The 13829-nt window shown below is 69.2% G+C and carries 12 protein-coding genes and 1 pseudogene; 10 read left to right on the top strand and 3 right to left on the bottom strand.

Annotation, left to right across the window (positions count from 1 at the left end):
- A pseudogene (locus ACAH41_RS15780) lies at nt 1-139 on the bottom strand (branched-chain amino acid ABC transporter permease); the annotation flags it as partial.
- A gap of 350 nt (nt 140-489) precedes the next feature.
- Between ACAH41_RS15780 and ACAH41_RS15775 the strand changes: the two are divergent.
- The 3 genes from ACAH41_RS15775 to ACAH41_RS15765 are packed head-to-tail and all read left to right on the top strand — an operon-like array spanning nt 490 to nt 4688.
- Complete coding sequence (locus tag ACAH41_RS15775; protein WP_325655532.1) at nt 490-2421, top strand: ATP-binding protein; 1932 nt, start codon at nt 490-492, stop codon at nt 2419-2421.
- A complete protein-coding gene (locus ACAH41_RS15770) occupies nt 2414-3754 on the top strand; it encodes a sigma-54 dependent transcriptional regulator (RefSeq protein ID WP_325655531.1) in 1341 nt (446 codons plus the stop codon). Before ACAH41_RS15775 ends, ACAH41_RS15770 begins: the two co-directional genes overlap by 8 nt.
- Before the next feature lie 7 nt (nt 3755-3761).
- Complete coding sequence (locus tag ACAH41_RS15765; RefSeq protein ID WP_325655530.1) at nt 3762-4688, top strand: glutaminase; 927 nt, start codon at nt 3762-3764, stop codon at nt 4686-4688.
- 39 nt (nt 4689-4727) lie between these two features.
- On the opposite strand, the gene ACAH41_RS15760 is transcribed toward ACAH41_RS15765, so the two are convergent.
- Entirely contained in the window at nt 4728-5315 is a 588-nt protein-coding gene (locus tag ACAH41_RS15760; RefSeq protein WP_325655529.1) for a hemerythrin domain-containing protein, read from the bottom strand.
- Nucleotides 5316-5424: 109 nt separating this feature from the next.
- Nucleotides 5425-6357, bottom strand: coding sequence for a transporter substrate-binding domain-containing protein (locus ACAH41_RS15755; RefSeq protein ID WP_325655528.1), 933 nt, complete (start codon nt 6355-6357; stop codon nt 5425-5427).
- A 366-nt stretch (nt 6358-6723) separates the two neighbouring features.
- Between ACAH41_RS15755 and ACAH41_RS15750 the strand changes: the two genes are divergently transcribed.
- The 7 genes from ACAH41_RS15750 (at nt 6724) to ACAH41_RS15720 (ending at nt 13813) form a co-directional block, all read left to right on the top strand.
- Complete coding sequence (locus tag ACAH41_RS15750; protein ID WP_325655527.1) at nt 6724-8622, top strand: phage tail sheath subtilisin-like domain-containing protein; 1899 nt, start codon at nt 6724-6726, stop codon at nt 8620-8622.
- A 78-nt stretch (nt 8623-8700) separates the two neighbouring features.
- The gene (locus ACAH41_RS15745; protein ID WP_325655526.1) at nt 8701-9210 is read left to right on the top strand and encodes a phage tail protein; all 510 of its coding nucleotides are present in this window, start codon (nt 8701-8703) and stop codon (nt 9208-9210) included.
- Nucleotides 9211-9232: 22 nt separating this feature from the next.
- Nucleotides 9233-10066, top strand: a complete 834-nt coding sequence (locus tag ACAH41_RS15740; RefSeq protein WP_325655525.1) for a hypothetical protein — start codon at nt 9233-9235, stop codon at nt 10064-10066.
- Between the two features lie 785 nt (nt 10067-10851).
- Complete coding sequence (locus tag ACAH41_RS15735) at nt 10852-11118, top strand: hypothetical protein (RefSeq protein ID WP_325655524.1); 267 nt, start codon at nt 10852-10854, stop codon at nt 11116-11118.
- Between the two features lie 15 nt (nt 11119-11133).
- Nucleotides 11134-12159 carry a Pvc16 family protein gene (locus tag ACAH41_RS15730; protein ID WP_325655523.1) on the top strand — a complete coding sequence of 342 codons (1026 nt, stop codon included), beginning with the start codon at nt 11134-11136 and terminating at the stop codon, nt 12157-12159.
- Between the two features lie 24 nt (nt 12160-12183).
- Nucleotides 12184-13530, top strand: coding sequence for an ATP-binding protein (locus tag ACAH41_RS15725; protein WP_325655522.1), 1347 nt, complete (start codon nt 12184-12186; stop codon nt 13528-13530).
- Nucleotides 13520-13813, top strand: a complete 294-nt coding sequence (locus ACAH41_RS15720) for a hypothetical protein (protein ID WP_325655521.1) — start codon at nt 13520-13522, stop codon at nt 13811-13813. The genes ACAH41_RS15725 and ACAH41_RS15720 overlap by 11 nt, the downstream gene beginning before the upstream one ends.
- Nucleotides 13814-13829: the final 16 nt, after the last annotated feature.

Raw genomic sequence — 13829 nt, 5'->3', positions numbered from 1 at the left:
CGCCCACCATCAGCACTTCGCCGTGCGCGAAGTTGATCAGGCTGATGATCCCGTACACCATCGTGTACCCCAGCGCCACCAGCGCATACATGCTCCCCAACACCAGGCCGTTGATGAGCTGTTGTACGAATATGTCCATCGGAAACCTCTAGGCGAAAAAGCGGTCGCAACTTCTGCAGCGACCGGGCTCTTTTGCACAGCGTGTGCCAACTTGTGCGCGGCACCACATTGGTTCGGGCAAACCATGAGGCTTTGCAGCTGAAAGCCACCCTTCATGCCCTCCTCACGCCCGCCCGCTGTGCATCGGCGCACGGCCCGAGTGCAGGCCGTGGGCGGTTTTCCATACGCGTGTTTTGGCCCTGAGGGCGGGTTTCCGCACTCGGCCGGATGCCCAGCTGAAGCACGGAAAGGAAAGGCGCAGAAAAGGCCCGCGAAAGCGCTTTGCGAACGGCCGAAACCCACTCGGCTTTGGGCACACTACGCACCCTGATGTCAGCGCCGGCCTTCTCTTCGACCCCTGCCCCACGTGGGCCTCGCCGCTGGCAGCCACTGCTCATCGGGCTGCTGGTGCTGCTGCCCATCGTGGGCGGCGCGCTGGCCGGCTACCAGCTCAGTGAGCGGGCTGGCCTGTCGCAACAGGCGGCTGTGGCCAACGAGCGGCTGGAGCTGTATGCCGCCACGCTGGAGGCCGAGCTGGCGCGTTATGCCTTCCTGCCCAGCCTGATTGCCGCTGAGGACGATGTGCAGGCCCTGCTCGCCCAGCCCAACGATGCCTTGCTGCAGGACCGCGCCAGCCGCGTGCTGGCGCGCATTGGCGCGCGGGCGGGCGCCAACCTGATCGTCGTCACCTCGCCGCAGCAGGAAGTGCTGGCCACCAGCAACCGCTACCAGAGCGCCAGCGGCAGCGAGGGCCGGCCATCCACCGGCCTGGCCAATGCCTTGAAGGAAGGCACGGCCGACTTCTTCGCCGCCAACGATTCCGACGGCAGCACCGACTACTACTTCGCGCAGCCGGTGCGCCGTGCCGGCCTCACGCTGGGCCAGGTGCTGGTGCGCGTGAACCTCGCGCCACTGGAAGCCACCTGGATCGACCTGGGCCTGCGTTCACAGAGCGAGCGGCTGATGGTGGTCGATGAAAACGAGGTCGTGGTCATGTCCTCGGTGCCGGCCTGGAAGTACCGCACGCTGGCCAACACCACGCAGCTGCCGATCACGCCGCGCGGCGCACCGAACCCGCAGCCCGCGGCTCCCGCCGCGTCCGGCCCCGGCTGGAGCCGCTACGCCGCGGCCTCGCTGACGCCGCTGGACCTGCAGGTCACGCGCGAGGTCGAGCCTGCCGTGCGGCTGGTGCGCTTGCCCGGCCATGAGGACACCTTGCCCGGCCAGTTCCTGGCGCAGGAAAAGCCCATCGTGCCGCTGGCCGCGCGCCTGATCGCGCTGTCCGATCCGTCGCCGGTGTGGCGCCAGGCGCGGCTGGCCGCCTGGGGTGGCGCGGCCGGTGGCGCGGTGCTGGGGCTGCTGCTGCTCTACGTGCTGCACCGCCGCCGCGCACTGCGGCAGATCTTCCTGGCCCGCAATGCGCTGCAGCAGGCCAACGATCAGCTGGAGCGCCAGGTGGACGAGCGCACCGCGCAGCTACGCGGCGCCAACGAGGAGCTGATCAACCAGATCAGCCAGCGCCAGCAGGCCGAGGACGCGGCCACGCAGGCCAGCAAGCTCGCGCTGCTGGGCCAGATGTCGGCCGGCATCTCGCACGAGATCAACCAGCCGCTGACCGCCCTGCGCGCGCTCTCGCGCAACGCCATCCAGCTGCTGGACAACGGCCGCCCGCGCGACGTGGCCAACAACCTGAAGCTGATCGACGAGATGACCGAGCGCATGGGCCGCATCGTCAACCAGCTCAAGGGCTTCGCGCGCAAGGAGTCGCTGTCGCTGGAAGCCGTACCGCTGGCCAACGCGGTGCGCAACGTGCTGTTGATGCTGGACCACCGGCTGCATGCCGAGCCGGTGGTGCTGCGCATGGACGTGGCCGATTCGCTGATGGTGCGGGCCGACACGCACCGTCTGGAGCAGGTGCTGCTGAACCTCGCCGGCAACGCGCTGGACGCGATGGCCCACAGCCCGCAGCGCCGCCTGCGCATCGGCGCCGAGCAGCACGGCACGCGCGTGCTGGTGCAGGTCGAAGACAGCGGCGTGGGCATGGACGAGCCCAGCCTGCAGCGCCTGTTCGAGCCGTTCTACACCACCAAGCCGGCCGGCCAGGGGCTGGGCCTCGGGCTGGTGATCTCGTCGAAGATCGTGCACGAGCTGGGCGGCAGCCTGCGCGGCGTGCGCGGCAACGGGCCGGACGGCGGCATGCGCTTCGAATTCGAGCTGGACGCGGCGACCACGTTTGCCGCGCCGGAGGAGACACATGTTTGAAGGTTTCAGGGTCCTCTTCATCGAGGACGATCCGCCGGTGCGCGCCAGCCTGGTCCAGACGCTGGAGCTGTCCGGGCTGGAAGTGCAGGCCTTCGGCTCGGCCGAACTGGCGCTGCCGCACATCAGCGCGCAGATGCCGGCCATCGTCATCACCGACGTGCGCCTGCCCGGCATGACGGGGCTGCAGCTGCTGGCGCGCATCCGTACGATCGACGCCGGCATGCCGGTGGTCGTGGTCACCGCGCATGGCGACATCTCGATGGCCGTTGGCGCCATGCAGGCCGGCGCCTACGACTTCATCGAAAAGCCATTTGCGCCAGAGCGCTTTGTGGACACCGCGATGCGTGCGCTGGAGAAGCGCCAGTTGCAGGTGGCGCTGGACGAGCTGCGCGCGCAGCTGGCCCAACGCAGCAGCGTGGAGTCGGTGCTGCTGGGCCGCTCTCAGGTGATGCAGGACGTGCGCCGCTTGATCCTGCGGCTGGCACCGACCTCGGCCGACGTGATGGTGCACGGCGAGACCGGCACCGGCAAGGAGCTGGTGGCACGCTGCCTGCACGAGCACAGCCCGCGGCACGCGCGCAACTTTGTCGCGATCAACTGCGGCGGCCTGCCCGAGACGCTGCTGGACAGCGAGCTGTTCGGCCACGAGCCCGGCGCCTTCACCTCGGCCGCCAAGCGGCGCATCGGCAAGATCGAGCATGCCGATGGCGGCACCTTGCTGCTCGATGAGATCGAATCGATGCCGGTCAGCATGCAGGTCAAGCTGCTGCGCATCCTGCAGGAACGCAAGATCCAGCGCCTGGGCTCGAACGAGGAGCTGCCGGTCAACGTGCGCGTGGTGGCCGCCACCAAGGAAGACCTGCTGCAGCTCAGCCAGCAGGGCAAGTTCCGCGCGGACCTGTACTACCGGCTCAACGTGGCGGTGCTGAAGCTGCCGCCGCTGCGCGAGCGACGCGAGGACATCCCGCTGCTGTTCGAGCACTTCGTGGAGCTCGCCAGCGCCCGCTACGGCCTGCCCACGCCCGAGCGCCGCCCCGAACACCTGCGCGAGCTGATGGCGCACGCATGGCCCGGCAACGTGCGCGAGATGCGCAATGCGGCAGACCGCTTCGTGCTCGAAGCCGGCGCGGTCAATCTCGCGGCCAGCAGCGAAGACGCGGCCCCCACGCCGCTGGCCCAGCAGATGGACCTGGTCGAGAAGGCGCTGATCGACGAGGCGCTGCGCCGCTGCCACGGCCGCATGCAGGACGTGATGCAGCAGCTCGGCATTGCCAAGAAAACGCTGTACGACAAGCTGCACCGCCACGGCATCGACCCCGAGCGCTACCGCTGAAGCCCGCATGAGCGAAAACAAGGATTACGACGGTCTGCTGCGGCAGATCCACCAGGCCGTGCTGCCCGAGATCGGCCGCGGCGCCGTGGCCAGCTACATCCCGGAACTGGCGGGCGTGCTGCCAGACCAGTTCGGCATGGCGGTGGTCACGCTGGACGGTGCGGTGCACACCGTCGGCCATGCCGCCACACGCTTCTCGATCCAGAGCATCTCCAAGCTGTTCGCCTTGGTGCTGGCCTTCCAGCGCCAGGGCGACGCTTTGTGGGAGCGAGTGGGCCGCGAACCTTCGGGCACGCCGTTCAACTCCCTGGTGCAGTTGGAAAACGAATCGGGCAAGCCACGCAACCCGTTCATCAATGCCGGCGCGCTCGTCATCACCGACATGCTGTGCACCAACTTCGCGGTGCCGGAAAACGCTGTGGTCGAGTTTGCACGGCAGCTTTGCGGCAGCAAGGAGATCCACTACGACCGGCGCGTGGCCCGCTCCGAAAGAGGTGCCTCAGATCGCAACGGGGCGATGGCGCACTTCATGAAGAGCTTCGGCAACCTGCGCAATCCGGTCGACCAGGTGCTGGACGCGTATTGCAAGCACTGCGCCATCGAGATGAGCTGCGTCGAGCTGGCACGGGCCGTCGCCTTCCTGGCCAATCACGGTGTGAACCCCTGGAACGGCGAGCAGGTGCTGTCGGCCAGCGCTGCCAAGCGGCTGTCCGCGCTGATGCTGACCTGCGGCACCTACGACGCAGCCGGCGACTTCGCCTTCCGCGTCGGCCTGCCGGCCAAGAGCGGCGTGGGCGGCGGCATCGTCGCGCTGGTGCCGGGCGAATGCGGCGTCTGCGTCTGGTCGCCCGCGCTGGAGCCCTCCGGCAACTCGCACGCCGGTCTGCTGGCGCTGGAGCTGTTCACCACGCTGAGCGGACGCTCCATTTTCTAGCCGCGGGTCCTCCGGCCCAGGCAGACCTTCGCCTGGTACCTACGCCTGCGTTTCCCGCGGCGCGAAGGCCCGCTTCACGAGGTAGGCGCCCGCGAGCAGCGTGCCGGCCAGCATCAGCGTCATGCCGGGCATCGCCTTGGCGGTGTTGCTGGTGATCTCTCCGATGCGCGGGCCGGCCAGCGCCAGCCGTCGCTTCGTCATCTGGGCGCCCAGCTCGCAGAGCCTGTCCTTGAGCAGCAGCTCGGCGGCGGGCAGCAGCAGCGTTTCCTCATCGGCCACATGGTGGATCACGTCGCGCATCAGGGCCTGGAGCGTGCGGTCGAAAGCCGGCAGGTCCGGCGTCATGCCGCGCAGCTCGGCGATCAGCCGGCGCATCTCGTCATGTTCGGGCTTGGCCTTTTTCAGCGCGTCGTTGTCGGAGGCCACCTGCGCCAGCGCCGGGTAGAAGATTTCTTCCTCGAGTTGCGCATGGATCTCCAGCGCCAGGCAGATGGTGTTGGCGATCGCCTGCTTGCGTGCAGGGGCGGTCTCGGTCTGGAACCGGTGGAAGGTCAGCATCACGTGGGTGTGATCGAAGCGGATCATCTTGGTGATCGGCGGCGACAGCTTTTCTGCGAGGTGCGTCATGGCATTCCTTGGCTGGACAAAGGCGGGGGCGGAAGCCCTTGCGTGGCAATCCACATGCCGCAAGTCGTCCGGCAAAGCCGGCAGCGAAGGAAGGTGAGCGCGCCGGGGCTCAGCGGTACAGCCGCGGGTCGCTGGCGTCGGTCGGATGCTGGATCACGCGCTTGAGCGAATCGCTCATCGGCAGGTTCAGGTTGGTGCCCTTGGGCGGGATGGGCGACTCGAACCACTTGCGGTAGATGCCTTGGATCTCCCCGCTCTTGAACAGCTCGACGATCACGCCGTCCACCAGTTGCTTGAACACCGGGTCGTCGCGCTTGAGGCCAATCGCATAGGGCTCGGTCGTCAGCGCATCGTTGGCGATCAGGTAGCTGGCGGCGTCCGGCGCGTCGGCCAGCATGCTGTGCAGCAGCACGTCGTCCATCGCGTAGGCCACCGCGCGGCCGTTGGTCAGCAGCCGGAAGGCCTCGATGTCGTCCAGCCCAGCGAGGATCTTCATGTCCAGCCCGCGCGACTGGTTCACCGCGTTCAGGAAGATCAGGCTGGTGGTCGCCAGCGTCGAGACCACCGGCTTGCCACGCAGGTCGTCCAGCGTCTGCACATGGGCCGACTTGCGGGCCAGTAGGCGGCTGGCGGCGACAAAGGTCGTGACCGAAAACGACACGCTCTTGCCGCGCTCCGCGGTGTTGGTGGTGATGCCGCATTCGAGGTCCACCGTGCCGTTGGCGACCAGCGGGATGCGCGTGGCCGAGCTGACGACGATGGGCCGCACCTCCAGGTCCGGCATCTGCAGCCGCACCCGCACCGCATCCACCACCTTCTGGCAGATGTCCATCGAGTAGCCGATGGGCTGGCGCTTGCCGTCCAGGTAGGAAAACGGCGCCGAGGCCACGCGATGGCCAAGCGTGATGACGCCGGCGTCACGGATCTTGCGCAGCGTGGGCGAGTCGCCGTTGGCCTGTGCGCACGCCAGATCTGCGAATAGGCAGCAGGCCACCAGCCACGCCGCGCGGCGGCACCTGAAGCGAGAGCGGAGCGGGTTCATCACGGCGTGGCTGCAGGAAGATGCGGCGGGTCGCGCATTGTCGGCCAAGCCCGGCCGGAATCCGCAGGCGCCGCCAAGCTCGTCGCGCGCTGGCGCCTTCGCGCGCCGGCGTATGCCACATCGACTGGTCTCGGTGCAAGGCCACAAGTCCTCCCCTATCCCACCAACTGGCGACGTTCGCCCCTCTGGGGGGTAGACACCTGTGCCTTCCAGTCCGCTAATCGCACCCAAGCCGGCCAGACATCCGCCGCCCATGCGGGCCGCGTGATCGCAGTCCCTGGTGGCATGCAGTACCCGCAGTTCCTCTCAATGGCGGCGCGCCTCCCCGGCAGCGCCCCGGTCGATCGGTCAGCAAGGAGACAACGCATGCCCAGCTACCTGCACCCTGGGGTCTACATCGAGGAAATTCCGAGCGGCGCCAAGCCGATCGAAGGTGTGTCCACTTCGGTGGCCGCCTTGATCGGCACCACCACCGAAGGCCCCATCGGCGAACCCGTGCTGGTCCACAGCTGGGACGAATACAAGGCCCAGTTCGGCGGCATTCACAGCGAGACCGACAGCCTCGGGATCGACGCCTTCAACTTCTTCCTCAATGGCGGCAAGGACGCCTACGTGGCGCGGCTGGCCGACAACGCCGTCCCCGCCGCGTTGGCCCCCGGCAAGCTGCCAGGCCGCAGCGGTGGCACAGCGGATGCCACAAGCGTGCTCGCACTCAGGGCCAGCAGCGCCGGCGCCTGGGGCAACCAGCTGGGCGTGCAGGTCACCGCGTCCGACAGCCTGCGCTTCCGGCTGGTGGTCAGCCGGGACGACGCGGTGCTGGAGTCTTTCTCCAACCTCTCGATGGACCCTTCGGACGCAGCCTATGCCCTGACCGTCATCAACGGCGGCTCGCGCTACATCCGGGCCGACCTCTCCGACGCACTGAAGACCAGCCCGGACACCTACTACCTGAAAGCCAGCAGCCAGAGCGCCAGCCTGGCCGGCATGGTGTGGACCAACGTCACCGCCGGCATGGGCCTCACGCTCAACATCGACAACCTCGGCCCCCGCAGCATCACACTCGGTGCCGCGCCGGGCGGCACCTACGACAGCGGCGCCGAAGTGGCGGCCGAGATCACCAAGCAGGTGCTGTTGCTGGGCGATGCCTACGCCGACTTCCTCTGCGAGTTCAATGCCGAAAAACTGGCCCTGACCTCCGGCCTGAAGGGTGGCACCTCCTCGGTCATCGTGCGCCCCAGCCCGTTGGCCACGCTGCTCAAGCTGGGCAGCGCCAACGGCGGCGTGGAGCTGCATGGCAGCCGGGACGTGGTGCCACGCGTCACCAACCCGGCGCTGCCCCAGGCGCTGAGCCTGGGCGACGATGGCGACCCGCCCACTGCCGACACCTACAGCAGCCTCTTCACCCGCCTGAAGAAGGTGCGTGACGTCAACATCGTCATGCTGCCGGGCCAGGCGATGGCCGCCGACGGCTCCGGCAACCCCGTCATCGACCTGGCCGTCGCCCACTGCGAGTCCACCGCCAACCGCATGCTGCTGGTCGATCCACCGGCCGGCACCGAGCTGGACGACGCCACCAAGGTGCAGGCCCTGTCGCTGCCCACCTCCACCTATACCGCGCTGTATTACCCCTGGGTGCGCATCGCCAACCCGTTCTACAACCGCGACACCAACCCCACCGCCGCGACCACGCTGCTGGCTGCACCCTCGGCCTTCGCCGCGGGCGTCTGGGCCCGCACCGACGGCACGCGCGGCGTGTGGAAGGCGCCGGCGGGTGTCGAGGCCACGGTGCGCGGCATGGCCGGGCTGGAATTCCAGGTCGAGGACGGCGACCAGGACCAGCTGAACCCCGAGGGCGTGAACTGCCTGCGCAAGCTGCCAAGCTACGGCGCGGTGCTCTGGGGCACGCGCACCTTGTCGACCAAGTCCAATCCCGAGTGGCGCTATGTGCCGGTACGGCGCACCGCGCTGTACATCGAGAGCAGCGTCTACAACGGCATCCAGTGGGCCGTGTTCGAGCCCAACGACCACCGGCTCTGGTCCTCGCTGCGGGCCAATGTCGGTGCCTTCATGGACGGCCTGTTCAGGGCCGGCGCCTTCCAGGGCCAGAAGGCCTCGGACGCGTACTTCGTGCGCTGCGGCCTGGGCGACACCATGACGCAGGACGACGTCGACCGCGGCATGGTCATCGCCATCGTCGCATTTGCGCCGCTCAAGCCGGCCGAGTTCGTGATCGTGCGCATCCAGCAGAAAGTCGGCCAGTCCTGAGCCGCCAGCACGGCGCCTGAATGAAGGCCGAGCGCAAGCCTGCGCGAGGCACCCACACACTTTTGAGGAGACCTCCCGATGGCCGCTCCGATGTTCCCGGTCAACACGCACCGGCACGATCCCTATCGCACCTTCAAATTCCAGATCCTGATCGACGGCAAGCCCGTGGCCGGGCTCAAGAAGATGGGGGCGCTCAAGCGCAAGACAGAGGCCATCAAGTGGCGCACAGCCGGCGATCCGAGCAAGGAGCGCATCCTGCCCGGCGGCACCAGCTATGAGCCGGTGACGCTGGAGCAGGGCCTGTCGCACGACCCGGTGTTCGAGAACTGGGCCGCGCTGGTCAACAACATCGAAGGCGATGCCGCGATGTCGCTGAAGAACTTCCGCAAGGACATCGTCATCAACGTGCTGAACCTGCAAGGCCAGGTTGCGCTGTCGTACAAGCTGTTCCGCGCGTGGGTCTCCGAGTACCAGGCTGTGCCGGAGCTGGACGCTGGCGCGATGAACGCCGTGGGCATCCAGACCGTCACGCTGCAGCACGAAGGCTGGCAGCGCGACACCGCGGTTGGCGAACCGACCGAGAGCTGAGCTCGCCACCCGGCCGATGACCATGTCGCTCACGCCCACCCTGCGCCTGCCCGGCGGCCTGGTCGAGCACGGCGTGCGGCAGCGCGGCTGCGCATTCCAGCCGCTCTCGGGCGCGCTGGAGCTGGCGCTGGCCGAACAGATCGAGCGTGCAGCCGACACACCCGGCGCGGTCACCGCGGCGCTCAGCCTGGCGCTGGCCCACCTGGGCGGCACACCGGCCAGCCCGGCCCGCGTGGACGCGCTGTGCGTGGCCGACCGCCAGTTCCTGATGCGCGAGCTGGCGCAGCACCTTGGCGATGAGCAGGCCCGCGGCCCCCGCTGGCTGCACAGCCTCTGTGGCCACTGTGCGGCACGCTTCGACTTCGCGCTGGAGCCCGCGCTGCTGCCCGTGGTCGAGGCCCCCGCTGGCTTCCCCGAGGCCGAGGTGCGCGGCGATGACGGGCAACTGCTGCGCTTTCGCCTGCCGGTGGGCGCCGATCTTCCCGAACTGGCCCGCCAGCCCGATGCCGAGCTGCGCCGATGGCTGCTGCACCGCCTGTCATTGGCGCCACACGCCCTGCCCCAGGACCCGCACGGCATGGACCGGCTGGCCGAGCGCGTGGAGGCGGCCCTGGAAGACATCGCGCCTGCCATCGTGTTGCAGGTCCAGGCCCAGTGTCCCGAATGCGGCGCAGCATGCGTGGTCGATCTGGAGCCCTATGGCGCATTGCAGCGCCGCACGAACGACCTGCTGCAGGAAGTGCACCAGCTGGCCTGGCATTACCACTGGTCGGAGGCGCAAATCCTGGCCCTTCCCAGGGCCAGGCGCCAACGCTACCTGCAACTGATAGACCGCGGCCGCGGTCTTGGCGACTGAGCGCAATGGGCTTGTTCAGCGACACCGTGCGCGACGCGCGCCGCCCTTTGGCCAGCGGCTCGGCATGGGTGCGGCGCAGCGGCCCGTCGGCCGATGGGCAAGCCGCACCGCCGGCCGAGGAGTGGGTCGAGCCCGCACCACCGGCCGACAGCGGCCTGCAGACCGTGTTCAGGTTTCAGAAGGCGGATCCCGTTGCGCAGGCACCGGGCATCCGGGAGGCGTCACACCAGACGGGGGGCGACATGAAACGCCTCACAACTGGCGACCCTTGGTCGGCGGAGGCACCGGTCGGGAGACACGGACCATCCGCATTGGAAGTATTTTCCGTGCAGGCAGATAGTCGAGAAAGCAACCTGGAAGCAGGAAAGACAAAGAACGCAAACCTCCCTGAAGCGCCAGCTTTTCGTGCTGAGCCCGAAGCTTTTGGTCCCCGGTCGTCTTCGATGTCCGGTCCGCTCGCGTCGGTTCCCTCTGCGTCATCGGAAGTGTTGTCGCCATCGGAATTGCCAACCGCGTCGAGCAGACGAGATGAAACAGTCCTGAGCCGGGTAGCGGGTCGGGGCGCCCCTTCTGAATCCTTTCCGTCGCCGAGTGGCCCGGCCCCTGCCCCCGCCAGCCAGGACGCCGGACAAGCGCAGCGCAGCCGTTCGGCAGCCGCCTGGTTGGAACTGCAGGCCATGCGAACCCCAAGCCGGTCGGCGCCACCTGCAGTGGCCTCTTCCAGGCAGCCGGCCGAGGTTTCCTTTGCCACCGCGGCCGAAGGGCCCGACGCGCGCCATGCTCGCTTGAACGTCCATTCGCAGCCCGCGCAAGCTGCCGCGGCCGGCCCTGCACATGCCAGCCCCGTCCGCATCCAGGCACCGACGGAACGCCGCGACGATGGCCCGGTCTTCGGCGCGGGACCTCGCACCGCGGAGACCGCTGCGCCGGTGCTGCGCATCGGCCGCATCGACGTCACGGTGCTGGCTCCCGCCGCAGCGCCCGCGGCCCCACGCCTGCCCGCCGGCGGCGACGCCAGCTTCCTGAGCCGCAACTACCTGCGGCGGCTTTGAGCGGATGCACAGGCCATGGCGCTGAGCATCTCGCCCCTGTCGCAGGTCTGCAAGGCCTGGCGCGTGCACCTGGACAGCGCGCTGAACAAGCCCGACCGCAGCAAGGTCAACGTGGTGCTGGGCACGCCCTCGGAAGCCGCCAGCGCCGCCGGCACTGCGGGCGCTGATCATCAGCTGAACCTGTTCTTCTACCGCTTCGAGCCCGCAGGCCTGTTCCCTGACACGCTGCCAGGCGAGGTCGAGTGGCTGCGCGGCTTTTGCCTGGTCACCCCTTTTGCACTGGCGGAGGGCAGCATCGGCGAGGGCGAAAACGACCTGCGGCTGCTGGGCGAAGTGCTGCGCATCGCCCACGAGCAGCCGGTGCTGCAGGTGCCCGTGGACGACGACACGGTGCACCTGCAGGTCATGCTGCAGCCGCTGGGCCTGGACGCGCTGAACCAGCTCTGGTCGACCCAGGGCGACACCGTCTACCGGCCCTCGGCCCTGTTCGAGGTCTCGCTGCTGCCGGTGGTGCCGGCCACCGCCGCCATTGCCGCATCGCTGGTGGGCAGCTTCGGGCTGGACGTGCGGGCTGGCCTCCCGATGGCAGGCGCTGGCGCGCCGCCCGCCAGCGCACCGGAGGTGCCGCCACTGACCCCCGACCTGCGCCAGCCCGACTGGGCGCCGGCACTGACCTTCGTGCAGGCCGGCCAATGCGCCTTCAGCCTGAGCTTCGTGCTGGGCAGCGCAGCACTGGCAGCCTTCACGCCCCGTGTCTGGCTGGCCGGCCAGGTCGGTCTGCCGGTCACGCTGCGCTGGCAGCGCTGGGACCGCAGCCTGGGCTGGCAGGACGAGCCGGCCAGCATGCCTGCCGTCATTCCCAGTCCCGCCATCCAGCCCGACGCGGCAGACCAGGCCCCCTTGCTGACACTGGCGCTGCCCGGGCCTGCGGAGGCCGGCCAATGGCTGCTGCATGCGGAGCGCAGCTGGACACGCCCTGCCGATGGCGCCGTGCTGACGCTGCGCTCAAACCCGCTGCTGGTCACGCTGTCGCCGGTTTGAACCGTGCCAGAACCAGGCCCCGCGATGAACGCCCCCCGCCTCGACCCGCCGCTGCTGGCCCTGCTCGATGCCGAATGGCAGCGGCTGGACCACCTGGTCGGCTGCCTTTCGCATCAGCGTGCCGGCCAGGCGCTCGGCGAGGCCGAGCTGGCGCGCCTGCGCGAACTGCAGGGACAGGTGGAACTGCTGCGCGGCCCGCAGGGCGCCTGGCATGCCGCGCTGGGCGAGCAGCTGAGCCCGATCGAAATCGACGTGCTGGTCTGCGCACTGGCACCCGAGCTGGAGCCGCGCCTGGGCTGGGCCTTCCAGGCACTGCAGGCCAACGCTGCTCAGCCCTGGGCCACCCGTGCGCTGATCCAGGAGCTGCTGGCGCTGGACGCGACGCAGGCCGAATGGCTGCGCCGCGCGCTGGCGCCCGACGGCCTGCTGCGCCGCCGGCGCTGGATCGTGCTGGACCAGGAAGACGCCTACCGCCCGCTGCAGCCGGACCCCAGCCTGGTGGCCAGGCTCTGCGGCATGCCGGTCGAGCCGGCGGCCCCGCCAGGTGCCACCGAGGTGAAGCTGGTTGCCGGCTGGCACGACCTGGTGCTGCCGCCCAGCCGCATTGCGATGCTGCGCGAATACCTGATGTGGATCGCCCACCGCGACACCGTCGTCGGCCAATGGGGCGGCCGCGCCGTGGGTGGCCCGGTCGGCCTGTTCGCCGGCCCCTCGGGCACAGGCAAGACCTTTGCTGCCAGCGTCATCGCCCAGTCACTGGGCTGGCGGCTGTACCGGGTGGACCTCGGGCGGCTGGTGAGCAAGTACGTGGGCGAAACCGAACAGAACCTGAACCGCCTGTTCGACGCCGCGCACGGCCTGCCGATGGTGCTGCAGTTCGACGAGGCCGATGCGCTGTTTGCCAAGCGCGGCGAGGTCAAGGAAGCCCGCGACCGCTACGCCAACATGGAAGTCAGCCACCTGCTGACCCGCATCGAGGCACACGACGGCCCCTGCATCCTGACCACCAACCTGCGCAAGCAGCTGGACTCGGCCTTCACCCGCCGCTTCCAGATGGTGGTCGAATTCCCGCGCCCCGACGCGCCGGCCCGTGCCGAGCTGTGGCGCCGCCTGCTGCCGCCGCAGGCCCCGCTGGCGCCGGAGGTGACGCCGGAGGTGCTGGGCGACGCGGTGGCGCTGAGCGGCGGCAGCATCCGCAACGCGGCCCTGCACGCGGCCTACCTGGCCGCCAGCCAGGGCGCGAGCATCGGCCTGCCGCAGCTGGCCCATGCGATCTGGCGCGAGCTGGCCAAGGAGGGCCGCGAACTCGCGCTCCAGGACCTGGGCCCGCTGGCCGCCCACCTGCCCGAGGGCTTGCGCGATGAACATTGAGATCGACCAGTTGAACCTGCAGCTGCCGTCCGGCTTCGAACAGCGCGCGCCCCGCATCGCGCGGCTGCTGGCCGAGGCCCTGCAACAGCAGCTTGGCGGCCTGCTGCAGCCGGCAGGCGGCGCCGCGCCATCGGTGCCAACGCCAGCGCCCATCGCCGAGCTGCGGGTCTCACCTGCGACCGTCCAGCCGCGGCACAGCGACCGCACGATTGCCTTGCAGCTGGCCGGCCAGGTGGCCCAGGCCATCCATCGCCAACAGCCCCACCCCGCAGCCGGCAGCTGAGCCGCCGCACGCCTGC

This window comes from Ideonella sp. (assembly GCF_041287625.1).
Taxonomy (GTDB): Bacteria; Pseudomonadota; Gammaproteobacteria; order Burkholderiales; family Burkholderiaceae_C; genus Ideonella.
The sequence above is the reverse complement of the archived record's forward strand: the minus strand, read 5'-3'. Positions and strand labels throughout refer to the sequence as shown.

Coding starts and splice junctions, on each gene's coding strand:
- ACAH41_RS15730 (WP_325655523.1), top strand. CDS start 11,134: ATGGCGCTGAGCATCTCGCCCCTGTCGCAGGTCTGCAAGGCCTGGCGC.
- ACAH41_RS15740 (WP_325655525.1), top strand. CDS start 9,233: ATGTCGCTCACGCCCACCCTGCGCCTGCCCGGCGGCCTGGTCGAGCAC.
- ACAH41_RS15745 (WP_325655526.1), top strand. CDS start 8,701: ATGGCCGCTCCGATGTTCCCGGTCAACACGCACCGGCACGATCCCTAT.
- ACAH41_RS15725 (WP_325655522.1), top strand. CDS start 12,184: ATGAACGCCCCCCGCCTCGACCCGCCGCTGCTGGCCCTGCTCGATGCC.
- ACAH41_RS15750 (WP_325655527.1), top strand. CDS start 6,724: ATGCCCAGCTACCTGCACCCTGGGGTCTACATCGAGGAAATTCCGAGC.
- ACAH41_RS15770 (WP_325655531.1), top strand. CDS start 2,414: ATGTTTGAAGGTTTCAGGGTCCTCTTCATCGAGGACGATCCGCCGGTG.
- ACAH41_RS15755 (WP_325655528.1), bottom strand. CDS start 6,357: ATGAACCCGCTCCGCTCTCGCTTCAGGTGCCGCCGCGCGGCGTGGCTG.
- ACAH41_RS15775 (WP_325655532.1), top strand. CDS start 490: ATGTCAGCGCCGGCCTTCTCTTCGACCCCTGCCCCACGTGGGCCTCGC.
- ACAH41_RS15765 (WP_325655530.1), top strand. CDS start 3,762: ATGAGCGAAAACAAGGATTACGACGGTCTGCTGCGGCAGATCCACCAG.
- ACAH41_RS15760 (WP_325655529.1), bottom strand. CDS start 5,315: ATGACGCACCTCGCAGAAAAGCTGTCGCCGCCGATCACCAAGATGATC.
- ACAH41_RS15720 (WP_325655521.1), top strand. CDS start 13,520: ATGAACATTGAGATCGACCAGTTGAACCTGCAGCTGCCGTCCGGCTTC.